Source organism: Stenotrophomonas sp. YJH_SMC_21 (assembly GCF_059369555.1).
This window is the reverse complement of the sequence record NZ_JCAFSU010000004.1, coordinates 116,643-139,716: the sequence shown is the minus strand read 5'-3', so window position 1 is coordinate 139,716 and position 23,074 is coordinate 116,643. Positions and strand designations below refer to the sequence as shown.

Sequence of the window (23,074 nt, the reverse complement as noted above, 5' to 3'; positions counted from 1 at the left end):
TCAGGCCACAGGCCTATAATTCCGCGATGAATTCCACCGCTATCGCTTCCGACGACTTCCTGGGCCACCCCAAAGGCGTCTACGTCTGCTTCTTCACCGAAATGTGGGAGCGCTTCTCCTTCTACGGCATGAAGGCGCTGTTGCTGCTGTACCTGACCAAGTACCACCTGTTCGGCGACAAGGCCGGCCTGGACCTGCTCGGCGCCTACGGTGGCCTGGTGTACTGCATCCCTGTATTCGGCGGCATGCTGGCCGACCGCTGGCTGGGCATGCGCCGGGCCGTGCTGTTCGGCGGCATCCTGCTGGTACTCGGCCACCTCGGCATGGCCTTCGAAGGCCACGCTGCGTACCGGGTGAACGGCGACGTGGTGCGCGACACCTCGGCACTGGCGGTGACCTACCTGTCGCTGGCGCTGATCATCATGGGCGTCGGCTTCCTCAAGCCGAACATCTCCACCATTGTCGGCAAGCTGTACGCCAAGGACGATCCGCGCCGCGATTCGGGTTTCTCGCTGTTCTACGCCGGCATCAACCTGGGCGCGCTGTTCTCATCGCTGGTGTGCGGCTTCCTCGGCGAGGCCTACGGCTGGAAGTACGGTTTCGGTGCGGCCGGCATCGGCATGCTGGCCGGCCTGGCAATGTTCCTGTGGGGCCAGAAGTACCTGCAGGGCCACGCCGAGCCGCCGCAACCGGCGGCGTTGAAGCAGAAGGTGCTGGGCCTGCCGCGCGAATGGCTCATCTATCTGTGCGCGGTGCTCGGTGTGCTGCCGGTGGCGTGGCTGATGTGGGCAGCCGGCAACGGCGCGTTCGCGCTGGGCGGTGAAATCAGCCTGGCACTGATGCTGATGCTGGTGGTGCTGGGCGGCGTGCTGGTCTGGTTCGCCTGGTTCACCGGCAGCAAGTGCACGCCGGTACAGCGCCAGCAGATGATCGCGCTGATGGTGCTGATCTTCATGGCGCTGGTGTTCTTCACCATGTACGAGCAGTCCTACGGCTCGTGGGTGACCTTCACCGACCGGCTGCTGACCAAGGACATCGTGCCCTCGCTGGTGATCACCGGCGGTACGCCGCTGCCGTGGTCGATCCTCTCACTGCTGCTGGCACCGCTGGGCTTCGTGGTCAGCGCGCGGTTGTCCGAGCGTCGTCCGGGTTCGGCTGCGCCGCGCACGTTCTTCGCCGCCATCGTCGTGCTGATGCTGGTGCTGCTGGTGCGCGACTGCCTGGTGATTCCGCAGACCGCCGGCTCGCTCACCTATCTCGGCGGCCTGTTCCTGGTGCTGCTGGCACCGGCCTTCGCCGCGCTGTGGACGTGGATGGACCGCCGCGGCTGGGAACCGGGCAAGCCGGTCAAATCAGCCTGGGGCCTGGTGATCGGCGCACTGTCGTTCGTGCCGCTGGCACTGGCCGCGCAGCAGGTTGGCGCCACCGGCGAGATGGCCAGCGTGTGGTGGCTGGTGCTGGCCTACTTCCTGCTGGCCAGTGGCGAGATGTGCCTGTCGCCGGTCGGCCTGTCGGCGGTGACCCAGCTGGCCGTGCCGCGGGTGATGAGCCTGATGATGGGCACCTGGTTCCTGGCCACCGCGTTCTCGGAGACGCTGGCCGCGCTGTTCGGCAAGCTGGCCGCGATCGAGGTGCCGGAAGGCGAATCGCTGGACATGGTGGCCGCCGCCGGTGCCTATGCGCACCTGTTCTGGCTGCTGATGTGGATCGGCCTGGGCTGTGCGCTGGCCGCTTTCATTGCCGCGCCACTGTTGAAGAAGATGATGCACGGGGTGAAGTAAGCCCACGCACAGGCAGGAACCGGGGCGGCGGTTGGATCATCCGCCGCCCTTTGCGTTACGGCGCCCTGCCCTTGCCGTCCGCAGCCGCAGTCGTGGCGGTCTTGCCACCCAGGCTGCGCGACAGGAACGCCAGCAGCTTGCCGTAGTACTCGCTGCGATGGGCCTGGGTATAGAAGCCGTGCCCTTCGGTCTTGTAGTACAGGCTTTCCACCGGCGTACCGGCACGCTTGAGCGCCGCTTCCATGCGCTCGGTGTGCTGGATCGGGGCGCGCTTGTCCTGACCACCGGCCGCCAGGAACACCGGCACCCTGATCCGCTCGGCCAGGTTGACCGGCGAGACCGCGCCCAGCGTGGCCGGATCGCCCAGCCACTCGCGCAGGTAGCTCATTCCGGAATCGCGGTCCTGGATATCGCCGCCAGTAAACATCAGCGGCAGGTCGTAGACGCCCACATAGCCGGCCGCGCACTGGTACAGCCCCGGTTCGCGCGCGGCCCCCATCATCGCCGAGTAGGCACCGTAGCTGGCACCGTAGATGCAGATGCGCCGGGCATCGGCGATGCCTTCGCTGATCGCCCAGCGCGTGGCGTCGGTCACGTCGTCCTGCATCGCGCGCCCCCACTGTTTCAGTGCTGCCCGGCTGTGGGCACGGCCGTAGTTGCCCGAGCCGCGGAAATTGATCTGCAGCACGGCGTAGCCGGCAGCGGCCAGCAACTGGTTCTCGTGGTCGAAACCGCCGTTGTCGAATATCCCGATCGGCCCACCATGCGGCACCACCACCATCGGCAGGTCACGGCCAGTGCTGCCATGCGGGACTGTCAGGAATCCGTGGAGCTCCAGCCCGTCACGCGCCTTCAGCAGGACCGGCCGCACCGACGCAGTGGTCTCCGGATCAATCCATTCGCTGCGCGCCATCAGGAAGCGCGCCTGGTTGCGGTCGCGGTCGTAGAGGTAGAACTCGCCCGGATTGGAACCGGACCCGGTTTCCACCAGCAGCCGGCGACCGTCGCGGGTACTGGAGGTGATGAATACTGCACGCCCGGGGAAGGCCGCCTCCAGGCTGCGGTACAACCGTGCCTCGTCCGAGCTTTCGTCGAAGAACCGGGTATGCGGCGTGTTTCCCAGGAACAGCGCGCCGACCGGCACGGTGCTGCCCGGGCTGCGGATCAGTCGTGCCGGATCGACAACCTCATCGCGCAGCACGACCTTGCGCTCCTGCGTGGCCGGGTTCCAGCTGACGATGGCATCGGGGCCGCTGGGCTGCTCGCTGAGCAGGTAGGCCAGCTGGCCGTCGGCGGAAAAGCCCAGCGCCGCCTCGCTGCGACCACTCCGTTTCTCATCGTTGACCAGCGCCCAGTCGCCACTGTTGCGGTGGTAGAGCCGATGGACGTTGTCAGTACCGGCGCCCTGTACGAAACGTACGTCGCCGCGGGCATCCACCACATAGGAGGCACCCGGCATCGGCGCGCGGGCCAGCAGCCGCTGCTTGCCGCTTGCCAGTTCCAGCTGGGCCGCATAACCGTTGGCATCCAGCCGCGATCCGCCTACCGCGATGACCACGTGCGCATCGTCGCCAGGCAGGGCGTCACTGAGGAACGCCGCGGCCGACGTCCGGTACTTGGGCCGCACGCGCAGGCCAAGGTCGCGGCAGCCCACCAGTAGTTCCGGTCGTCCGGTGCGTGCATCCAGTGTCAGCAGCTCGCCGGTGGCCCACGGCGCGTCGCGGGTACCGAACTTCTGCGCCAGACCGAACATCACCTGATCGTTGTTGACCCAGTGCAGGCCGAAGACATGCGAATTGAGTGGTGGGCGCAGGTTGCCCACCGGCGTGTTGTCGTCCGTACGAAGGATGATCACAGCGGTGAAGCCGTCCGCAGGCACGGTCGCGGCCAGATAATCGCCCCCGGGAGACAGCATGACATCGCCGAACTTGTCCGCTCGCACATAGGCGCCCAGATCGATCGCAGCAGCGGTTCCACACCACAATCCCGCCACGATGATGGCGGCCAGCCAGCGCTTGTGCATCCTTCTCTCCCCCTGCCTGGACCCCTTGTCCCGGCTGGCCGATTCTAGGCAGGCCAGTGCCCGGCCCGCCAGTGGCGCACAAAAAACGACGGCACCGTTGCCGGTGCCGTCGTTACCACTACCTTGGAGAGAGAGTCAGGACGTGGGTTCGGGGGGCGTGCGCGGGGTCAGTGGACCCCGCGCACCGCCAATGTGAGGGCCAGGATGCTGAGGATCACCGCGATGGTGCCGTCGAGCACGCGCCAGGTGCTGGGCTTGGTGAACAGCGGCGCCAGCAGGCGCGCGCCCAGGCCCTGCGCGGTCAGCCACAGGCAACTGGCGGTGACCACACCGGCAGCGAAGGCCATGCGGGCGTTGCCGAAGTTCTCGGCGATCGAACCGATCACCATCATGTCCAGCCAGAAGTGCGGGTTGATCAGCGAGAAACCGACTGCGGCCATCAGCACCGCGCGGCGGCTGCCGTCGTCGCTGTCAGCCTCGCCCATGCCGCCGCCACCGGCGATCGCGCGGCGCGCCGACTTCATCGCGTACCAGGCCAGGAACGCCACGCCGGTCCACAGCACGGCGGTGGTCAGCCACGGCAGCGCCGAAGTGAGCGTGCGCAGGCCGGCCACGCTGGCAAAGATGAAGATCGCATCGATGGCCGCACAGGTGGCGACCACCGGCACGATGTGCTTGCGCAGGATGCCCTGGCGCAGGATGAAGGCGCTCTGGGCGCCGACCACGGCGAACAGGCCGATGCCGGTAGCTGCACCAGAGAACCAGGCACCGAGGCCGGTGCTGGCGGAGATGACCGAGAACATGGGATTCACTGCCTTTACTTGCTTGGGGGGACGGTGCCTCGCGAAGGCGGACAGCACCGGAACGAGCGCCATTGTCGCGCCGCAACATGAAAAAGACGAGCTAAACTTCCTAAACCAACATTAGCGGAACTTAATTCGATGCGTATCGACCATGCCCAGCTGCGCGCCCTGGCCGCAGTGATCCGCGAAGGCAGCTTCGACCGCGCCGCGCAGTCGCTGAATGTCACCCCGTCCGCCATCTCGCAGCGGGTCAAGGCGCTGGAGGACCGGATCGGCCGGCTGCTGGTCAAGCGCGGCACCCCGGCCACCGCCACCGCCGAGGGGCAGTTGCTGGTGCAGCTGGCCGAGCAGACCGCCCTGCTCGAGCACGATGCGCTGCACCGGATGGGCCTGGCCGACGAGGACCTGCCGCAGGCCAGCATCCCGGTGGCGGTGAACCACGACAGCCTGGAAACCTGGTTCCCGCAGGCGGCCTACCAGTTCGCGCAGACCACCGGCACCACGCTGGACCTGCGCGTGGAAGACCAAGACCACACCGTGGAGCTGCTGCGCCAGGGCACGGTGCTGGGCGCGGTGACCACCCTGGACGAGCCGGTGCAGGGCTGCCAGATCCATGCGCTGGGCAGCATCCGGTATGCCGCCACCTGTACCCCCGAATTCCGTGAGCGTCATTTCGCCAAGGGCGTGACCGCGCAGGCGCTGGCGCAGGCCCCGGTGCTGGTGTTCAACCGCAAGGACGACATGCAGTCGCGCTTCGCCCGGCGCATGGCCGGCGACGACCTGCCCAGCACCGCGCCGACCTGGTGGATTCCGTCCACGCGCGCCTTCGTGCAGGCCAACCTCGGCGGCATGGGCTGGACGATGAATCCGTTGCCGCTGGTCAAGCGGCACCTGGACGCGGGCCGCCTGGTCTACGTGCGCCAGCGCGCGTGGGAAGACGTGCCGCTGTACTGGCAGCATTGGAAGGGCGACGTGCAAACCATGGCCCTGCTGACCCGCGCGGTGCTGGATGCCTCCTCGGCACTGATCCGGCGCAAGCGCTGAAAAGGGGACGGAGGGGATTAAGTCGTATAAGGCCCAAGCGACACATCGGGCAAAGACGACTTAATCCCCTCCGTCCCCTTTTTGCTCCATCCAATCTCCATCAACCCTCCACACCGGGTCCATGCGTGATGCGGATACTGGCGGGCCAATCACTACAAGGGTGTCCGGTATGCCGATAGCCGTGCGCGATGCGCGCCCCGAAGATGCCGCCGCCTGCATCGACCTGCGCGGGCGCACCCGCGAAAACGCCTTCAGCGCCGCGCAGTTGGCAGAGCTGGGCATCACCGAGGACAGCTGGGCGGCCGGCATCGCCCAGGGCGATTCGATCGGCCGCGTCGCCTGGGAGGGCGAGCGCATGGCCGGCTACTGCTTCGCCGACCGCGACAGCGGCGAGGTGCTGGTGCTGGCCCTGCTGCCCGAGTATGAAGGCCGCGGCATCGGTCGCCAGCTGCTGCAGGACGTGGTCAGCCTGACCCGCGATGCCGGCCACCAACGCCTGTTCCTGGCCTGTTCGGCCGACCCACGCTCGCGCTCGCATGGCTTCTACCGGCGCCTGGGCTGGCGCCCGACCGGCGAGATTGATGAGGCCGGCGACGAGATTCTTGAGCTGGTCTGAGTGAAGCTGTCGCCAGGGATGGCCTGACGCTGGCAAGGCTTCGTTCGCCGGGCATCACCCGGCGCTAGCGGGTGAGGACGGCGCGAAACGCCGGATGCTGCGTTGCATCAAAAACAGACCGGATCCGGTTAGAATCGCATATGGATGCTGCAAGGCGTTGTTTCTTCACGCCCTTTCCCTGCCCCACGCGCATCCTGACCCCTTCCCCTCCGCCAACGATCCCGCCCCCATGAAGAAATTTGGCAAGGCTCTTCTCGCCCTGCTCGTGCTGCTGTTGCTGGCCGCCGCGCTGTTCCTGTACTGGCCGCTGACCCAGCGCTCGGTGCCCGCCGCCAGCAACGACAAGCCCGTCGACGTTGTGCTGGTCGGCGCCGGCATCATGAGCATCACCCTGGCCACCTACCTGCAGGAACTGCAGCCGGACTGGAACATCCAGGTCTACGAACGCCTCGACGGCGTCGCCGGTGAAAGCTCCGACGGCTGGAACAACGCCGGCACCGGCCACTCGGCCTTCGCCGAACTGAACTACACACCGGAACTGCCCGACGGCAGCATCGAGACCAAGCGCGCGGTCGGCATCGCCGAATCGTTCGAGGTCTCGCGCCAGTTCTGGTCGCACCAGGTGAAGGAAGGCCGGCTGAGCCAGCCCAGCGACTTCATCAACCCGACCCCGCACATGAGCTTCGTCTGGGGCGATGACAACATCGCCTACCTGCACAAGCGCCAGCAGGCCCTGGTGAAGAATCCGCTGTTCTACGGCATGCAGTACTCCGAGGATCCGGCCCAGATCAAGCAGTGGGCCCCGCTGCTGATGGAAGGCCGTGACCCGAAGCAGAAGGTTGCCGCAACCTGGATGCCGCTGGGCACCGACGTCAACTTCGGCGTGATCACCCGCCAGCTGACCGCCGGCCTGCAGCGCAGCCCGAACTTCAGCCTGCACCTCAACCACGAAGTGAGCGCGCTGCGGCAGAACGCCGACAAGAGCTGGAACGTGACGGTGAAGGACCTCAAGGCCGGCACCGAGTCCACCACCCACGCCCGCTTCGTGTTCATCGGTGCCGGTGGCGCTGCACTGAAGCTGCTGCAGATGTCCGGCATTCCGGAATCGAAGGACTACGCCGGCTTCCCGGTTGGTGGCCAGTTCCTCGCCTTCCAGGGCCAGGACGTGACCTCGCGCCACGGCGTGAAGGCCTACGGCATGGCCGAGACCGGCTCGCCGCCGATGTCGGTGCCGCACCTGGATGCGCGCAAGCTGGACGGCAAGCCGGTGGTCCTGTTCGGGCCGTTCGCGCTGTACAGCACCAAGTTCCTCAAGCACGGTTCGTGGTGGGACCTGTACTCGTCGGTGAACCACAACAACGTCGGCCCGATGCTGGAAGTGGGCAAGGACAACCTGGACCTGGTGCAGTACCTGATGGGCCAGGCGCGCCTGAACGATGCCGACCGCCAGGCCGAGCTGGTCAAGTACTTCCCCAATGCCAAGCCGGGTGACTGGAAGCTGGTCACCGCCGGCCAGCGCGTGCAGATCATCAAGCGTGATCCGCTGAAGGGCCCGGTGCTGCAGTTCGGTACCGAGATCGTGACCGACAAGGACCACACCATCGCCGCCCTGCTCGGCGCTTCGCCGGGTGCGTCGACCTCGCCGCCGATCATGCTGGACCTGATGGCCAAGGCCTTCCCGGACCAGATGAAGGCCGGCTGGGAAACCCGCCTGCGCGAGATCGTCCCGTCGTACGGGCGCAAGCTCAACGACAGTGCAGCGCTGGTCAACGAGATCCGCTCGCTGACCAGCCAGACCCTGCGCCTGCCGTATCTGGAGGTGCCGGTGGATGCGAACGCGGCATCGCCCGCTGCGGCTGCAGTGCCGGCAGCGGCCAAGGAAAAGCGCAACGCCAACGAGGAACTGCAGGCGCTGTAAGCCCGCAGTTTGCTTTCGATGCAGACGGACGGCCACCTTCGGGTGGCCGTTTGTTTTTGTGCGAGGTGGGTCGGATCCCTCCCGCACGGGAGGGCTCTGACCTGCGCCTGGGCGCCGATGATGGGGTCAGAGCCCATTGCCTGCGGCGACGGGATCCGACCCAGCACGCCACTGCTCTGCGCCGGAAAGCCCCTGCGAATGACGCGAATTGTAATGTTGTTAAGAATTATTTACATTTGCGTCCTGTGCAGTGATCGCACCTCCCCAGATGGACCTGACCGTGCCCGAAGCCGCCGCCCCGGGTGCTGGACGACTGTTGCCGCCCTTCCCCGCTTCCGAGCCTCGAGCCCACCATGTCCCTGATCCTCCGTAACCGCCTGCCCCGCCGCGCGTTGCTGCCGGCTGCCCTGCTTTCGTCGCTGACCCTGCTGGCCGCGCCCAGCGCGTTCGCCGCCGCCGATGGCACTGCCGATGCCAAGACCCTGGACCGGGTCAGCGTCCGCGCCGAACAGTCCGCACCACCGTCGAGCACCACGCGCCTGCCGATCACCCTGCAGGAGACCCCGCAGTCCGCCACCGCCATCAGCCTGCAGCGCCTGCAGGACGAATCACTGTTCAGCATCAACGATGTGATGCGCAATGTGACCGGCGTGAGCGTGTCCTTCTATGACACGCAGCGCCCGCTGTACTACGCGCGCGGCTTCGCCATCACCGACTTCCAGGTCGATGGCATTCCCACCTACAGCGGCTCCACCAACCAGGAGTACGACACCGCCTTCTACGACCGTATCGAAGTGATCCGCGGCGCCAACGGCCTGCTCAGCGGTGCCGGCGTGCCCTCGGCCACGGTCAACCTGCTGCGCAAGCGCCCGGGCAAGGAATTCGATGCCTCGTTCGCGGTCAGCGCCGGCAGCTGGGACTACCGTCGCATGGAGGCCGACGTGACCGCGCCGCTGACCGCCGACGGCCGCTTCCGCAGCCGCGTGGTCGCCGCCTACACCGATCGTGGCCTGTATTACGACCGCTACGACGAGAACAAGATGGCCGGCATGGCGGTGCTGGAAGGCGACGTCACCGACAGCACCACGATCACCCTCGGTTACCAGAGCCAGGACAACAACCCCACCGGCTCGACCTGGGGCACCGTGCCGTTCTTCGACAACCAGGGCCATTTCGCGCACTTGCCGCGCTCGACCAACCTGTCGCCGAAATGGAGCTACTGGAAGCGCGAGAGCAACACCGCCTTCGCCAACCTGGAACAGCGTTTCGGCGACAACTGGCTGTTGAAGATCAACACCGCCTATACCCGTGGCAACGTGCAGAACGTGCGCCTGTACGGCACCGGCAACCCGGACCCGGTGACCGGCGCGGGCATCTACCTGCGCGCGGCCGCCGGTGATTCGAAGGACACCCGCCGCAATGTCGATGCCTACCTGACCGGCAGTTTCGATCTGTTCGGCCGCGACCACGACGTGACCCTCGGCGCACAGTGGTCGGACCTGGAAGGCACGACGAATACCCTGGCACTGAACTTCCCGAGCGACTGGGCGCGCTGCGGCGGCGAGCGCTGCTACTACATTCCCAACGTGTACAACTGGAACGGCGACATCTCCGAGGTGACCTACCGCCGCACCGGCGCGCGCCGCGTGGCCAAGACCACGCAGAGTGGCGTCTACCTGGCCACCCGCCTGCGCCTGGCCGATCCGCTGTCGCTGATTGCCGGCGCACGCCTGAGCCGCTGGGAAACCCTCACCCGCTCCTACAACGCCGCTGGCGCCTACACCGGCACCAGCGGCGCGTACAAGGTGAGCGATGAAGTCACTCCCTACGTGGGCCTGGTCTACGACATCACCCCGAACGTGTCGGCCTATGCCAGTTACACCGAGATCTTCAACCCGCAGAACTTCAAGGACCGCAACGAGAACCTGCTGGCACCGGTGCAGGGTTCGAACCTGGAAGCGGGCATCAAGACCCAGTGGCTGGACGGCCGCCTGACCGCCAACGCCGCCGTGTTCGAGGCCAAGCAGGACAACTACGCCGTGCGCGACATGGGCGTGCCGGAAGGTTCGCTGAGCGATGGCACCTCCGCCTACATCGGCGTCAACGGCACCAAGGCACGCGGCTGGGAAGTGGACGTCAACGGCGAGATCCTGCCGGGCTGGACGGTCAATGCCGGCTACACCCACGTCAAGGTCACCCGCGCGGCCACCGACCTGCTGTACGCCAACCCGCCGAAGGATCTGTTGCAGCTCAACACGCAGCTGCAGCTGCGCGGTGCGCTGGAACGCCTGAGCGTTGGCGGTGGCGTGCAGTGGCAGAGCAAGGTGCAGGGCTACAACATCGCCTATCCGCTGGGCGGCACGGTGACGGTGAACCAGCCGGCCTACATGCTGGTGCAGTTCAATGCCAACTACCGCATCAGCGACAGCTGGACCGCAACGCTGAGCGTGCGCAACGCACTGGACAAGACCTACTGGGCGAATCTGGACTACAACAACTACGGCGAACCGCGCTTCGTGTCGGCCAGCCTGCGCTGGAAGTTCTGAGCAACCCGCGAACCGGTGGGTGCCTGCTGGGTGCCGACCGTTGGTCGGCACGCCCTCCGCTACGACCGACGGTCGTGGCCTACCTGAATGGGCCCGCCTCCGCGCGGGCCCTTCCTTTTGCTGCACTGCAGGTTGCGGCGTCCTTCGTAATTATGTCGTAATTACATCGACACCAATCGGAAGCCGGTCGATGAACCCGAGCTGGGATACGTTGGAACGCAGCCGCCAGGCCCGCCTGGAACGTGCCGCGCCGTGGGCCCGGGGACGCGAGGTCGCCGCCGGCGACGTAGGCGAGCTGCTGCATGCACTGCTGGAGCCAGGCGACAAGGTCTGCCTGGAGGGCAACAACCAGAAGCAGGCCGATTTCCTCGCCCAGGCCCTGGCCGATCTTGATCCGGCCCGCGTGCACGACCTGCACATGGTGCAGTCGGTGCTGTCGCTGCCGTCGCACCTGGATGTATTCGAGCGTGGCATCGCGTCGAAACTGGACTTCTCGTTCTCCGGCCCGCAGTCGGTGCGGTTGGCCAACCTGGTGGCTGAAGGGCGCATCCAGATCGGTGCCATCCACACCTACCTGGAACTGTTCGGCCGCTACTTCATCGACCTGACCCCGCGCGTGGCCCTGGTCGCCGCGCAGGCCGCAGACCGGCACGGCAACCTGTACACCGGGCCGAACACCGAAGACACGCCGGTGATCGTCGAAGCCACTGCCTTCGGTGGCGGCATCGTCATCGCCCAGGTCAACGAGATCGTCGACACCCTCCCCCGCGTCGACATTCCCGCTGACTGGGTCAACTTCGTGGTGCAGGCGCCGAAGCCGAACCACATCGAACCGCTGTTCACCCGCGACCCGGCGCAGATCTCCGAGATCCAGGTGTTGATGGCGATGATGGCGATCAAGGGCATCTACGCCGAGTACGGCGTGAACCGCCTCAACCATGGCATCGGCTTCGATACGGCGGCCATCGAACTGCTGCTCCCCACCTACGCCGAATCGCTCGGCCTGAAGGGAAAGATCTGCCAGCACTGGGCGTTGAACCCCCACCCGGCACTGATTCCGGCAATCGAATCGGGCTTCGTCAGATCGGTGCATTCGTTCGGTTCGGAACTGGGCATGGAGAAGTACATCGCCGCGCGAGGCGATGTGTTCTTCACCGGCGCCGATGGCTCGATGCGTTCCAACCGCGCCTTCTCGCAGACCGCCGGCCTGTATGCCTGCGACATGTTCATCGGTTCCACATTGCAGATCGACCTGCAGGGCAACAGCTCCACCGCCACCCGCGACCGCATTGCCGGCTTCGGTGGCGCACCGAACATGGGCTCGGACGCACGCGGCCGGCGCCATGCCAGCGAGGCCTGGATCAAGGCCGGCCAGCAGGCCGCGCGCCCGGGTGAGATGCCGCGTGGGCGCAAGCTGGTGGTGCAGATGGTGGAAACCTTCCGCGAGCACATGGCGCCGGCCTTCGTCGAGCGCCTCGATGCCTGGGACCTGGCCGAACGCGCGAACATGCCGCTGCCGCCGGTGATGATCTACGGCGACGACGTCAGCCATGTGCTGACCGAGGAAGGCATTGCCAACCTGCTGCTGTGCCGCACCCCTGAGGAGCGCGACCAGGCGATCCGTGGCGTGGCCGGCTATACCGCCGTGGGCATGGGGCGCGACCGCGCGATGGTGGAGAACCTGCGCGACCGCGGCGTGATCCGCCGTCCCGATGACCTCGGCATCTCCGTGCGCGATGCCAGTCGTGACCTGCTGGCGGCGCGTTCGGTGAAGGACCTGGTGCGCTGGTCCGGCGGCCTTTACGACCCGCCCAAGCGCTTCCGCAACTGGTAAGGGGCTGAGCATGGAAACCCTCGACTATCGATTCGAAGGGCACACTGCGGTGCAGTTTCCGCGCGATGCGGTGCTGGTCGGCGTGCTGGCCTCGGGCAACCTGGAAATCCTGCTGGAGCCGGCCGCACTGGACGGCGCGATGACGGTGCGCATCATCACCGCCGCGAAGGGCTTCGGCAGCGTGTGGCAAGCGGTGATCAGCGACTTCGCACAGCGTCATCCGCTGCGCGATGTAAGCATCTCGATCAACGATGCCGGTGCGACCCCGGCGGTAGTCAGCCTGCGCCTGGACCAGGCCGTGGAAACCCTGCGTGCTGGAGATCCACGATGAACCGGACGCAGCGCTACAGCTACTACGAAGCCGATGCGCGCGAGCGTATCGCCAGCCTGGTCGATGCCGGTTCCTTCAGGGAATTCCTCGGCCCGGCGCGGCGGATGATAAGCCCGCACCTGGCACAGCTCGACCAGCCCGCGGCGTTCGACGACGGCATCGTTGTCGGCGAAGCCGCGCTGCGTGGCCGACGCGTGCTGCTGGCCGCGCAGCAGGGTGAATTCATGGGCGGCGGCGTGGGCGAGGTGCACGGCGCCAAGCTGACCGGGCTGCTGCGCCGCGCAGCCGAAACACATCCCGAAGGCGTGCTTCTGCTGCTGGACACCGGTGGTGTGCGCCTGCACGAAGCCAATGCGGGGCTCATCGCCATTTCCGAGATCATGCGCGCCACCCTGGACGCGCGTGCAGCGGGTGTGCCGGTGATCGCGCTGATCGGCAGCGGCAACGGCGCCTTCGGCGGCATGGGCATCGTCGCCCGCTGCTGCAGCACGGTCATCATGTCCGAAGAGGGGCGCCTGTCGCTGTCCGGCCCGGAAGTGATCGAAACCGTGCGCGGCGTGGAAGAGTTCGATTCCCGCGATCGCGCGCTGGTCTGGCGCGTAACGGGAGGCAAGCACCGCTACCTGATCGACCAGGCACAGGTGCTGGTGCCCGATGCCATCGAGGCCTTCGCGCAGGCGGCCAGCAACGCGCTGCAGCCCGATACCAGCAGCACCGATCCAGACACTGCACTGGCCGCGCTGCAGGAACGCCATGCGGCGCTGAAGGCGCGCGTGCAGGCCTGGGGCGATTGCCGGGATGGCCTGGAGATCTGGGCCCGTCAGGGCATCACAGCCCCCGAGCGACTACCGCTGCTCGACACCGATGAGTTCCTCATCGCCACCGCCGACCGGAGCCTGCCATGAGCATGCCGCTGCAGACCCTGCTCGATGCCCTGTTCCCGCATGGGCATGCCATTGCGGTGAACGATTCGGTGCTGACCGGCAGCGCTGCCACCGAGGATGGCGAGGTGACCGTGATCGGCACCGCCGACAAACTCGAAGTCGGCGTGGACCACGCACTGGCACTGGCCGAAACCGTGCTTGCCAGCACCGGCGCACATCCACAGCGACCGATCGTGATGCTGGTGGATACCGCGGGCCAGCGCCTGGCGCGGCGCGACGAACTGTTGGGCATCAATGGTTACTTTGCGCATCTCGCGCAGACGCTCGATCTGGCACGCCGCCGTGGTGCGCGCCTGATCACCCTGGTCTACGGCGAATCCGTCAGTGGCGGCTTCCTCTCATTCGGCCTGATGGCCGACCACATCCACGCCCTGCCCGATGCACAGGTGCGGGTGATGGACCTGCGCGCAATGGCGCGGGTGACCAAGCAACCGCTGGAGAAGCTGCAGGCGCTGAGCCAGAGCTCGCCGGTATTCGCGCCGGGCGTCGCCAACTACGTGGCGATGGGTGCGGTGGACTCGTTGTGGGAAGGCGATCTTTCCCAGCACCTGCTGCAGGCCCTGCGCACACCCGCCGAAGGCGACCTGCGTGCCGCACGCGGCGCACAGCGCGGCGGTCGCATGCTGGCCGCACGCGTGGCTGAAGCGGTGAGTCAGGGCGATGCCTGAGCGGCTGCCCCGCCATACGCTGGTCTGGCTGTCAGCGCACGCCGGCTGGCAGGCGGACATCGCCGCGCATGAGTCGCGCCTGGCCGACTGGTTTGCGCAGGGCCGGCCGGCCATCGTCGCGCGGCGTGCCGCCGACGATGCCGATCCACGCCTGCGTCTCGGCGTGCCGCTGCCACCCGCCGAGGGCAAACTGCGCTTGGCCCTGCGCATGCCGGCACACGATGTGCTGCGCACCGCAGCGCCACCGACACTTCAGGCGGTGCTGGAAGGCGACCTTGTGCAGGACTGGCAGCGCCCGCTGCAGGCATTGCAGGACATCGCCGCAGCGCGTGTATTCGGTGCCTTCGCATGGCAGCACCTCACGGGCCTGCACTATGTGCACGCGCGCTCGGACATCGATCTGCTGTGGCGGATCGACACCGCCGCACAGGCCGATGCCCTGGTCGCACGGCTGCAGGCATGGGAGACCGAACACGGCCGGCGGGTCGATGGCGAACTGTGCCTGGTGGATGGTGGCGCGGTGAACTGGCGCGAATACGCCGGGCGCAGCCGCGAGGTACTGGTCAAGCGCCTCGATGGTGCCGCACTGGAACTGCGTGATGCGTTGTTCGCCTCCACCGGGGTGAGCGCGTGAACGCCCTCGTGCAACCGGCGGTCAGGCCAGCTGCCGTCGACAGCGCGCGTCTGGGGCGCCTCGCCATCGCCAGCCTGCACGCCGAACTGGCCCTTGCACCCAAGCCAGGGTTGGTCACGCCATTCGACAGCGGCAGCCACCACGACATGGACGCAGGCACGTTCCTGCGCAGCCTGTTCACGCTGCGCCACTACTTCATCGCCGTGGCCGACGCCGGTGCCAGCGCGGCACCGTTCCAGACGTTGCGCCGGCACGGCATCGCTGCGGAGATATCGATGCTGCACGCCACTGCGGGCATCAACACTCATCGCGGCGCGATCTTCAGCCTTGGCCTGCTGGTGGCGGCTTCCGCTGCCTGTCGGGGCCGCGCGGGCGGTGCCATCGCAGCCGAGCAGGTCTGCCAGGAAGTGCGCCGCTGGGCTGCCGAGCTCGCCGGCGCACCACTGGATGCGAACAGCCCTGGCCAGCGCGCGCGCGCACGGCACGGCGTGCAGGGTGTGCGCGAACAAGCGGCCGCCGGCTACCCGCTGCTGCGCGAGGTGGCACTGCCTACACTGCGCCACGCGCTGGCCAGCGACCTGCCACGCGAGGCCGCGATGTGCCAGACCCTGGTGCAGCTGATCGCGTGCGTGGATGACCTCAACCTGCTGCACCGTGGCGGCGCCAACGGCCTGCGCTGGGCCCAGCAACAGGCGCGAGGCTTCCTCGATGCCGGTGGCGCCTTCGTACCCGGCTGGCAGGCACGCCTGCACAGCATCGGTGATGGATTCGTCGCACGCCGGCTGAGCCCCGGCGGCAGTGCCGACCTGCTGGCCTGTGCCTGGTTCCTGCTGCAGCAGGAGGTCGCATGAGCCTTGCCCTGCTCTGCCCCGGCCAAGGTGCGCAGCATGCGGCGATGTTCGACCGCGTACGCGATCTGCCCGCCGTGCGCGACGTACTGGAGACCGCCAGCGCAGTGCTTGGACGCGACGTGTTCGCGGCAGCTGCTGACGAATCGCGCTTCGACAATGCTCTGGCGCAGCCCTTGCTGTGTGCAGCCAGCCTCGCGCATTGGCAGGGCCTTCGCGAAGCGGTGCCTGCACCGGTGCTGGCGGCCGGCTACAGCATCGGCGAGCTCGCCGCGCACGCCATCGCCGGCAGCTTCGATGCCACCACCTGCCTGGCGCTGGCTGCGCAACGTGCGCAGTTGATGGACGGCGCCAGCCCCGCCGATGCAGGCCTGCAGGCGGTGCTCGGGCTGGAACGCCATGTACTGCAGCCGCTGTGCGATCTGCACGGCGCGCACGTGGCCATCGCCAACGGGCAGGACCATTTCATCGTGGGCGGCACACACGCCTCGTTGCAGCGGCTGGCCGATGCAGCGCGGGCGCAGGGCGCGGACATCCGTCTGCTGCCGGTGCGCGTGCCCGCACACACACCATTGCTGGCGGCGGCGGTCGCACCGTTCGCTGCCGCACTCGATGCATCGCCACTGCAGGCCCCATGCCTGCCGCTGCTGGCCGGCATCGATGCGCGACCGGTGCGGGACCGCGCAACGGCAGTCAGCACGCTGTCGTTGCAACTGGCGCAGACCATCGAATGGGCGCAGGTGATGCGCCAGGCCTTCGAGCGCGGCGCGCGCGTGTTCCTGCAGCTGGGCCCGGGCAACGCGCTGGCGCGCATGGTCGCGCCGGCCTATCCGTGCTGCGAGGTGCGCGCGGTGGAAGAGTTCCAGAGCCTTGAAGGCGCGGCGGCCTGGGTCCGCAGCGCGCTGGAGCGGCTGCAGTAACGGGTTCGAGCAGTACGTATCACGCAACACGCCGTACGTCGCCTTACCCCGGGATGGCGGGTCTCCATCCGCGCTGTACGTGAGTCACGTGTCTGGGAGGGCGCATGAGTCCACAAATCGCAACGATCATCGGTCTGGTGATCATGTTCATCGTCGCCACGGCGATGCCGATCAACATGGGTGCCGTCGCCTTTGCGCTGGCCTTCATCATCGGCGGGCTGTGGGTCGACATGGGCGGCAAGGAGGTCCTGGCCGGCTTTCCCGGCGATCTGTTCCTGACCCTGGTCGGCATCACCTACCTGTTCGCCATCGCGCAGAAGAACGGCACCATCGACCTGCTGGTGCACTGGGCAGTAAAAGCCGTGCGCGGCCATATCGTGGCCATTCCGTGGGTGATGTTCGTGATCACCGCAGTCCTCACCGCGTTCGGTGCGCTGGGCCCGGCGGCGGTCGCGATCATCGGTCCGGTCGCGCTGCGCTTTGCCAAGCAGTACAACATCAATCCACTGATGATGGGCCTGCTGGTCATCCATGGTGCGCAGGCCGGCGGCTTCTCGCCGATCAGCGTGTACGGCAGCATCACCAACGGCGTGGTGCAGAAAGCCGGGCTGGAAGTGACCGAGATGGCGGTATTCCTGACCAGCCTGGGCTTCAACTTCATGATGGCGACGATCTGCTTCTTCGCGTTCGGCGGCATCGCCCTGCTGCGGCGTGGCTCGATCACCGCGGCCGGAACGATCGGCAATGCCGAGCTGGCGATGGCCGGTGGCCCGCAGGCATCGTCGCGGCAATTCGCCATCGAAGGCCATGGCGCGCTGGTCGCAGCTGGCGGCGGCACGCTCAGCAATGATCCGGCGGCACTGGATGCGGTGAGCCTGACCCGCGAGCGGTTGTTCACCCTGATCGGCCTGCTCGGCCTGGGCGTGGCCGCGCTGATCTACAACCTCAACGTCGGCCTGGTCTCGATCACCGTGGCTGTCGCGCTGGCACTGCTGTCGCCACAAAGCCAGAAGGGCGCGGTGGATGGCATCAGCTGGTCCACCGTGCTGCTGATCTGCGGTGTGGTGACCTACATCGGCGTGCTGGAACATGCCGGCGCGGTGGACTTCATCGGCAATGGCGTGTCCGACATCGGCATTCCGCTGCTCGGCGCGCTGCTGGTCTGCTACGTCGGCGGCATTGTCTCCGCATTCGCCTCGTCGGCTGCGGTGCTGGGCGCCACGATTCCGCTGGCGGTACCGTTCCTGATGCAGGGTCACCTCAGCGCCGCCGGCGTGATCTGCGCGCTGGCGGTGTCGTCCACCATCGTCGATGTCAGCCCGTTCTCCACCAATGGCGCACTGGTGGTGGCCTCGGCAGCCAAGGAGGAACGCGAGACCCTGTTCCGCCGCTTCCTGGTCTACAGCGGACTGGTGGTGGCCCTGGGGCCGCTGCTGGCCTGGCTGGTATTCGTGGTACCGGGCTGGATGTAACCACCCAACGGTAGGGCCGGGCGCTGGCCGGCAATCCCATGAAGTCATCCAGCGATCATGGGTTGCCGGCCAGCGGCCGGCACTACCTGGCGGTACACTTCCTCCATGGCTATTGCCCCTGCCCCGCGGTCACCGAAGAAGCGCGCACCTCTGTACGAAGAGGTGGCCGAACACGTGCGCGAACGCATCTACGATTACCGCCTGCCGCCGGGTGAGTGGATCGACGAGCCCGCACTGTGCGAAGAACTGGGGATCAGCCGTACGCCGCTGCGCGAGGCGCTGAAGCTGCTGGCTGCCGAAGGCCTGGTGCAGATCGATGCCGGTCGTGGCTGCCGGGTCACCCGGTTGACGCTGGAAGACCTCAACCAGCTGTTCCCGGTGATGGCGATGCTGGAAGGTCGCTGCGCGCACGAGGCGGTCAGGCACATCGACGATGCCGGCGTGCAGCAGCTGGAAGACCTGCATGCGGCGATGGAAACCGCGGCGGCCGAGGGCAACATCGCCGAGTACTACCGCAACAACTACCTGATCCACGAAACCGTGCAGCACTACGCCGGCAACCCGTGGCTGATCCGCATCACCCACGATCTGCATCGCATCCTGAAGATGCATCGCGGCCGCCAGCTGCTGACACCGGGGCGCACCGCGCAGTCGCTGGCCGAACATCGCGAGCTGATGGAGTGCTTCCGACGCCGCGACGCGCAGGCTGCCGAACGCACCATGGAGCGCCATCTGCTCAGCCAGGGCCAGGCTCTGGCCGCCTATGTGGCAGCAGGCGGGCTGTTGAACGTGCCGGCGCCCTTGCCGACCGAAGGCGGCGGTTGAGCGGATGAGGTTGCCGGCCAGCGGCCGGCACTACCAGGACGTGACCTTGGCCGGCACCCTGGAACGTCTCATCAATCGCCGCCACCGCAGCTGCCGCCGTCACCACCCCCACCGCTGTCGCCGCTTCCGCAGTCGGAGCTGCTGTAGCTGTGATGGCTGTGGTTGTCACTGGAATAGCCAACGGAGGTGTCATGGCTTCCGCCGCCATCCCCCCGGCTGCCCGAGCCATCGGCCGTGGCCACCGCCATGCACAGGATGGCGCCGACCAGCGGCAGCAGCCAGACCAGCAGCAACTGCACCGTCCGGCCGCCTGCCGAGAGGCCATCGCGCCTGACGATCACCACGGTAGCCACCACGTTCAGGCCCAGCACCAGCAGGACCAGCAGAAGGGCAACGATCAGCATTCGGCGGTTCCGTGCCTGGACTGGGGGCATTATGGCCTGCCTCCCCGGCAATGGCCCTGCCTGTCATGAAGATGGGACAATGTAGGGCGCGCCGGCCTGCTTCCGGGCCGCCGGCGCCCCCCGCACCACACGGAAGAAGAAGAACAACAACATGCTGAAAGTCATTTTCGATACCGACCCGGGCGTCGACGACGCCCTGGCCCTGCTGTACCTGCACAAGCACGCCCAGATCGACCTGATCGGTGTCACCACCACCTTCGGCAATGCCTCGGTGGAGTCGACCACGCACAATGCGCTGTACCTGAAGCAGGCCTGGGGCTTTGCCGCCCCGGTCGCACGCGGTGCCGGCGGCCCGCTGCAGCCGGAAGCCACCCCGGAAGCCTGGCCGGTGCACATCCATGGCCACAACGGCCTGGGCAACCACCCGGTGCCGGCCAGCCTGGACGTGGCGGCCGATGCGCGCCCGGCCCACCAGCTGATCATCGACCTGGTCCGCGCCCATCCGGGCGAGGTGACCCTGGTCGCGGTCGGCCGCATGACCAACCTGGCCCTGGCCCTGCAGCAGGCGCCGGACATCGCCGGCCTGGTGCGCGGCGTGGTGATCATGGGCGGCGCCTTCCACGTCAACGGCAACATCACCCCGGCCGCCGAGGCCAACATCTGGGGCGACGCCGAAGCAGCCGACGTGGTGTTCACCGCCAGCTGGCCGGTCACCGCCATCGGCCTGGACGTGACCACCCGCGTGGAAATGGACCGTGACGGCCTGGACAAGCTGGCTGCGATCGGTGGTGCCGATGCCGAACTGGTGCGTGCGCTGTCGCAGGATTACGTGGACTTCTACCTGCAGGCCGGCCACAAGGGCATGGTCGTGCACGACTGCTGCGCCTGCATCGCGCTGACCCGTCCGGAGCTGTTCCAGTTCGAGCGCGCCAGCGTGCGCGTGGCCACCGACGGCGTCGCCCGCGGCATGACCATTCCCAAGCCGGAAGGCCTGGCGTTCGGCCCCAGCGTGTGGGACGGCCACGTGGTGCAGTCGATTGCCATCGGCGTCGATGCGGCCGCCGTGCTGGCCGACATCGAGCAGACCCTGAAGGTCTGACCCGCTAGCGCTTGGCCCTGCCCGGGACCGTCTCGGGCAGGGTCCACAGCACCGGCAGCACCAGCACCGCCACCAGTGCGATCATCGCGCCCGGCGCCGCCGCCCAGCCGCTGCGTTCCACCCACCATTGCGCCAGCCAGGGCGTTGCACCGCCGAACACGGCCGTGGCCATGGTCACCCCCAGTGCCAGCCCGCTGACCCGCCCTTCGCCGGGGAACTGCTCGGCCGTGGCCGGGGCCGCCACCGCGCTCACGCCACCGGCCACGCAGGCCAGCAACACCGCGGCCAGCGCGATGCCCAGCGGCGTCGCCTGCGCCATCCACGCGAACAAGGACAGCGGCAGCAGCGCTGCCAGCACGGTCAGGCCCAACAGCACCGGCCGTCGTCCGACACGGTCGGACAATGCGCCGCACAGGGGCGTGATCGCGATCACCGCCACTGCCGCAATCGTCGACAGCCACAGCGCATCGCCCTCATCGTGGCCCCGCGCATGCAGGAATGCGGGCACATAGGTGATGCCGACGTAGTAAGTAATCGAGCCCAGCGCCGAGATCGCGAACGTGCGCGCCACCGCCAGCGGATGGTTGCGCAGCACATGCTTCAGCGGCGTCGCGGGAATGCTGCCCTCGCGGCGCTGCCGCTCGAACTCCGGCGACTCGTGCATGCCCGAGCGTGCGACCAGGATCACCAGTGCCAGCGCCGCGCCGACGAAGAACGGAATACGCCAGCCCCAGCTGTCCAGCTGCGCGGGCGCGAGCAGCGCCACGGTAACCGCAGAGATCGCCACCGCCAGCAGCGCACCCACCTCGCTGGCGGCCGAAGCCAACGAGGTCACCAGGCCGCGTCGCCGCGCCGGTGCGCTTTCCAGCAGGTACGCCACCACGCCGGTGTACTCGCCGCCCACCGAAAACGCCATCACGCAGCGCAGTAACAGCAGCAGTACGCCCGCCGTGGTGCCTGCGGTGGCCGCGGTTGGCAGCAGCGCGGTGGCCAGCATTGCCGCCGCCATCAACGCCATCGAAGCCAGCAGCATCCAGCGCCGGCCCAGGCGGTCGCCAAGGTGGCCGAAGCACAGCGCGCCGAGCGGGCGCATCAGGTAGGACACCGCGAAGCCGGCCAGCGTGACCAGCAGCGCCTGTTCGCCGCCGCCGAAGAACACCCGCGACAGCACCGTGGCGAAATAGAGGTACAGGGTGAAGTCGTACCACTCCACTACCGTGGACAGGCCCGCCACCCACATCGAGCGCTGCCGCGCCGCGGTCATTGCGTATTCGCCTTCAACAGCCTCGATCCCGGTTGCGCAGGTTCCGCGCAGCGTGGCATGGACGGGGTGAAATACCGGTCATCGGCTGTCCGCTGCCTGCATGTACTGGGTTTCATGGCCGGTGAAGCGCTCACCGTCAAAGCCGAAGCAGAAGCGCCCCTCCTCGAACACGCGGTAGACCAGCAGCGCACCATCGAGGCAGAACTGCTGCTGGTCCACGCTCGTCTCCAGTGTCCCGTAGCCGGTGGCCTCTCCGCCCTTCCCCGCCGGGCCGGTGAAGGCATCGAACGGCAGTGGCGTCGCCCTGCCCGTGCGGGTATCGACCAGCACCAGCGTGCGCTGGAAGTACTCGGGTCGATCATCGACCTGCACCAGCAGGTAGTGCTTGTTGAAATTGGGTTTCTGATGCTGGAGGGCATCTTCGATGGCTCCGCGGTGCCGCGCATCGCAGAAGTCGACCGGGCTGTAGCGGTAGCTGCAACCGTCGTGGTCGTAGGGCAGGTTCATGCCCGAGTAGCTGACGCCTACCTGGCTGCCCAGATCGTCTCCCGGTTCCGGCGTGCTGCACAGCAGCCATGAGCGCTGCGCATCCTCGGGATCGGCCAGCAGCTTCGGCTCACGGCCTGCCTCGTACGCCGCGCCACCCGGGAATTCCTGCCCGAAGCGCTGGCGGACGATGGGACGTGCCTTCTCCAGCGGCAGGCCGATCTTCGCGCCACGGAACGAGACGAAGGTCATCGTCGGCAGGATCACCTCCTCCACCGGCAGCCCCTTCCATTGCCCCTGCACGCAGAACGTGGCGATCTCGTTCTCCCCGTCCTCCTTGCAGGGCTTCGGCGCGTTCGTCGCCAACCAGGGATGGGCCGGGCGCCTGGTCTGCTGATCGATGTACCAGCCGTCCAGCGCGCAGGTCGGCAGGGCATCGAGCAGCGGAGAGAGGTCTGTTGCGGTGGCCGGGGCGGCAAGTGGTGCGCCCGCTGCGGGTGCCCCGGTCGGCGCATCCGTTGTGCGCTGGCAGGCCGCCAGCGCGAGTAGACCGACCAGCAGCGCGACGTGGCGCGGGCGCCGGATTGAATGCTGCGTTCCCTGCATTGCGTGTT

The 23,074-nt window shown here is 67.4% G+C and carries 20 protein-coding genes; 15 read left to right on the top strand and 5 right to left on the bottom strand.

The window, feature by feature from the left end; genetic code table 11:
* Positions 1–26: 26 nt before the first annotated feature.
* Positions 27–1,781, top strand: a complete 1,755-nt coding sequence (locus AC5P67_RS08155; RefSeq protein WP_171968363.1) for a peptide MFS transporter — start codon at positions 27–29, stop codon at positions 1,779–1,781.
* Between the two features lie 55 nt (positions 1,782–1,836).
* Here the strand turns inward: AC5P67_RS08155 and AC5P67_RS08150 are convergent, their stop codons facing one another.
* Both AC5P67_RS08150 and AC5P67_RS08145 read right to left on the bottom strand, forming a co-directional pair.
* Positions 1,837–3,804 carry an alpha/beta hydrolase family protein gene (locus AC5P67_RS08150; protein WP_495214514.1) on the bottom strand — a complete coding sequence of 656 codons (1,968 nt, stop codon included), beginning with the start codon at positions 3,802–3,804 and terminating at the stop codon, positions 1,837–1,839.
* 167 nt (positions 3,805–3,971) lie between these two features.
* A complete protein-coding gene (locus AC5P67_RS08145; RefSeq protein WP_005408523.1) occupies positions 3,972–4,607 on the bottom strand; it encodes a LysE/ArgO family amino acid transporter in 636 nt (211 codons plus the stop codon).
* Between the two features lie 138 nt (positions 4,608–4,745).
* On the opposite strand from AC5P67_RS08145, the gene AC5P67_RS08140 reads away from it, so the two are divergent.
* The 13 genes from AC5P67_RS08140 to AC5P67_RS08080 all read left to right on the top strand — a co-directional run bounded on the left by AC5P67_RS08140 (position 4,746) and on the right by AC5P67_RS08080 (position 19,207).
* Positions 4,746–5,651, top strand: a complete 906-nt coding sequence (locus tag AC5P67_RS08140) for a LysR family transcriptional regulator ArgP (RefSeq protein ID WP_005412604.1) — start codon at positions 4,746–4,748, stop codon at positions 5,649–5,651.
* 169 nt (positions 5,652–5,820) lie between these two features.
* Positions 5,821–6,267, top strand: a complete 447-nt coding sequence (locus AC5P67_RS08135; protein WP_005412603.1) for a GNAT family N-acetyltransferase — start codon at positions 5,821–5,823, stop codon at positions 6,265–6,267.
* Between the two features lie 229 nt (positions 6,268–6,496).
* Positions 6,497–8,185 (top strand): malate dehydrogenase (quinone), encoded by a 1,689-nt coding sequence (gene mqo, locus AC5P67_RS08130; protein WP_495214510.1) that lies wholly within the window; start codon positions 6,497–6,499, stop codon positions 8,183–8,185.
* Positions 8,186–8,538: 353 nt separating this feature from the next.
* On the top strand, positions 8,539–10,731 hold the full coding sequence (locus tag AC5P67_RS08125) for a TonB-dependent siderophore receptor (protein WP_076738855.1): 2,193 nt from the start codon (positions 8,539–8,541) through the stop codon (positions 10,729–10,731).
* 190 nt (positions 10,732–10,921) lie between these two features.
* A complete protein-coding gene (mdcA, locus tag AC5P67_RS08120) occupies positions 10,922–12,565 on the top strand; it encodes a malonate decarboxylase subunit alpha (RefSeq protein ID WP_111196871.1) in 1,644 nt (547 codons plus the stop codon).
* A gap of 10 nt (positions 12,566–12,575) precedes the next feature.
* On the top strand, positions 12,576–12,896 hold the full coding sequence (mdcC, locus tag AC5P67_RS08115; protein WP_049397623.1) for a malonate decarboxylase acyl carrier protein: 321 nt from the start codon (positions 12,576–12,578) through the stop codon (positions 12,894–12,896).
* Positions 12,893–13,801, top strand: a complete 909-nt coding sequence (locus AC5P67_RS08110; protein ID WP_049397624.1) for a biotin-independent malonate decarboxylase subunit beta — start codon at positions 12,893–12,895, stop codon at positions 13,799–13,801. The genes mdcC and AC5P67_RS08110 overlap by 4 nt, the downstream gene beginning before the upstream one ends.
* A gap of 2 nt (positions 13,802–13,803) precedes the next feature.
* Complete coding sequence (mdcE, locus tag AC5P67_RS08105) at positions 13,804–14,508, top strand: biotin-independent malonate decarboxylase subunit gamma (protein WP_414486487.1); 705 nt, start codon at positions 13,804–13,806, stop codon at positions 14,506–14,508.
* On the top strand, positions 14,501–15,142 hold the full coding sequence (gene mdcG / locus AC5P67_RS08100) for a malonate decarboxylase holo-[acyl-carrier-protein] synthase (RefSeq protein WP_005408513.1): 642 nt from the start codon (positions 14,501–14,503) through the stop codon (positions 15,140–15,142). Before mdcE ends, mdcG begins: the two co-directional genes overlap by 8 nt.
* Positions 15,139–15,993: a triphosphoribosyl-dephospho-CoA synthase MdcB gene (mdcB, locus tag AC5P67_RS08095; protein ID WP_111174202.1), complete on the top strand. Its 855-nt coding sequence runs from the start codon at positions 15,139–15,141 to the stop codon at positions 15,991–15,993. The genes mdcG and mdcB overlap by 4 nt, the downstream gene beginning before the upstream one ends.
* Positions 15,990–16,910 (top strand): malonate decarboxylase subunit epsilon, encoded by a 921-nt coding sequence (mdcH, locus tag AC5P67_RS08090; protein ID WP_099527519.1) that lies wholly within the window; start codon positions 15,990–15,992, stop codon positions 16,908–16,910. Before mdcB ends, mdcH begins: the two co-directional genes overlap by 4 nt.
* A gap of 104 nt (positions 16,911–17,014) precedes the next feature.
* The gene (locus tag AC5P67_RS08085) at positions 17,015–18,382 is read left to right on the top strand and encodes an SLC13 family permease (protein WP_005412592.1); all 1,368 of its coding nucleotides are present in this window, start codon (positions 17,015–17,017) and stop codon (positions 18,380–18,382) included.
* A 105-nt stretch (positions 18,383–18,487) separates the two neighbouring features.
* Complete coding sequence (locus tag AC5P67_RS08080; RefSeq protein ID WP_024957000.1) at positions 18,488–19,207, top strand: GntR family transcriptional regulator; 720 nt, start codon at positions 18,488–18,490, stop codon at positions 19,205–19,207.
* A 71-nt stretch (positions 19,208–19,278) separates the two neighbouring features.
* On the opposite strand, the gene AC5P67_RS08075 is transcribed toward AC5P67_RS08080, so the two are convergent.
* On the bottom strand, positions 19,279–19,611 hold the full coding sequence (locus AC5P67_RS08075; RefSeq protein ID WP_043034145.1) for a hypothetical protein: 333 nt from the start codon (positions 19,609–19,611) through the stop codon (positions 19,279–19,281).
* Between the two features lie 151 nt (positions 19,612–19,762).
* On the opposite strand from AC5P67_RS08075, the gene AC5P67_RS08070 reads away from it, so the two are divergent.
* Positions 19,763–20,710 carry a nucleoside hydrolase gene (locus AC5P67_RS08070; protein ID WP_004147861.1) on the top strand — a complete coding sequence of 316 codons (948 nt, stop codon included), beginning with the start codon at positions 19,763–19,765 and terminating at the stop codon, positions 20,708–20,710.
* A 4-nt stretch (positions 20,711–20,714) separates the two neighbouring features.
* Here AC5P67_RS08070 and AC5P67_RS08065 read toward each other — a convergent pair whose 3' ends face one another.
* Entirely contained in the window at positions 20,715–21,974 is a 1,260-nt protein-coding gene (locus tag AC5P67_RS08065) for an MFS transporter (RefSeq protein ID WP_005408507.1), read from the bottom strand.
* A 78-nt stretch (positions 21,975–22,052) separates the two neighbouring features.
* Positions 22,053–23,066: a hypothetical protein gene (locus tag AC5P67_RS08060; RefSeq protein WP_154329289.1), complete on the bottom strand. Its 1,014-nt coding sequence runs from the start codon at positions 23,064–23,066 to the stop codon at positions 22,053–22,055.
* Positions 23,067–23,074: the final 8 nt, after the last annotated feature.

Bases quoted from the DNA above. Each gene is read 5' to 3' on its own strand.
- AC5P67_RS08155 (WP_171968363.1), top strand. From the start codon at position 27: ATGAATTCCACCGCTATCGCTTCCGACGACTTCCTGGGCCACCCCAAA.
- AC5P67_RS08150 (WP_495214514.1), bottom strand. From the start codon at position 3,804: ATGCACAAGCGCTGGCTGGCCGCCATCATCGTGGCGGGATTGTGGTGT.
- AC5P67_RS08145 (WP_005408523.1), bottom strand. From the start codon at position 4,607: ATGTTCTCGGTCATCTCCGCCAGCACCGGCCTCGGTGCCTGGTTCTCT.
- AC5P67_RS08140 (WP_005412604.1), top strand. From the start codon at position 4,746: ATGCGTATCGACCATGCCCAGCTGCGCGCCCTGGCCGCAGTGATCCGC.
- AC5P67_RS08135 (WP_005412603.1), top strand. From the start codon at position 5,821: ATGCCGATAGCCGTGCGCGATGCGCGCCCCGAAGATGCCGCCGCCTGC.
- mqo (WP_495214510.1), top strand. From the start codon at position 6,497: ATGAAGAAATTTGGCAAGGCTCTTCTCGCCCTGCTCGTGCTGCTGTTG.
- AC5P67_RS08125 (WP_076738855.1), top strand. From the start codon at position 8,539: ATGTCCCTGATCCTCCGTAACCGCCTGCCCCGCCGCGCGTTGCTGCCG.
- mdcA (WP_111196871.1), top strand. From the start codon at position 10,922: ATGAACCCGAGCTGGGATACGTTGGAACGCAGCCGCCAGGCCCGCCTG.
- mdcC (WP_049397623.1), top strand. From the start codon at position 12,576: ATGGAAACCCTCGACTATCGATTCGAAGGGCACACTGCGGTGCAGTTT.
- AC5P67_RS08110 (WP_049397624.1), top strand. From the start codon at position 12,893: ATGAACCGGACGCAGCGCTACAGCTACTACGAAGCCGATGCGCGCGAG.
- mdcE (WP_414486487.1), top strand. From the start codon at position 13,804: ATGCCGCTGCAGACCCTGCTCGATGCCCTGTTCCCGCATGGGCATGCC.
- mdcG (WP_005408513.1), top strand. From the start codon at position 14,501: ATGCCTGAGCGGCTGCCCCGCCATACGCTGGTCTGGCTGTCAGCGCAC.
- mdcH (WP_099527519.1), top strand. From the start codon at position 15,990: ATGAGCCTTGCCCTGCTCTGCCCCGGCCAAGGTGCGCAGCATGCGGCG.
- AC5P67_RS08085 (WP_005412592.1), top strand. From the start codon at position 17,015: ATGAGTCCACAAATCGCAACGATCATCGGTCTGGTGATCATGTTCATC.
- AC5P67_RS08080 (WP_024957000.1), top strand. From the start codon at position 18,488: ATGGCTATTGCCCCTGCCCCGCGGTCACCGAAGAAGCGCGCACCTCTG.
- AC5P67_RS08075 (WP_043034145.1), bottom strand. From the start codon at position 19,611: ATGCTGATCGTTGCCCTTCTGCTGGTCCTGCTGGTGCTGGGCCTGAAC.
- AC5P67_RS08070 (WP_004147861.1), top strand. From the start codon at position 19,763: ATGCTGAAAGTCATTTTCGATACCGACCCGGGCGTCGACGACGCCCTG.
- AC5P67_RS08065 (WP_005408507.1), bottom strand. From the start codon at position 21,974: ATGACCGCGGCGCGGCAGCGCTCGATGTGGGTGGCGGGCCTGTCCACG.
- AC5P67_RS08060 (WP_154329289.1), bottom strand. From the start codon at position 23,066: ATGCAGGGAACGCAGCATTCAATCCGGCGCCCGCGCCACGTCGCGCTG.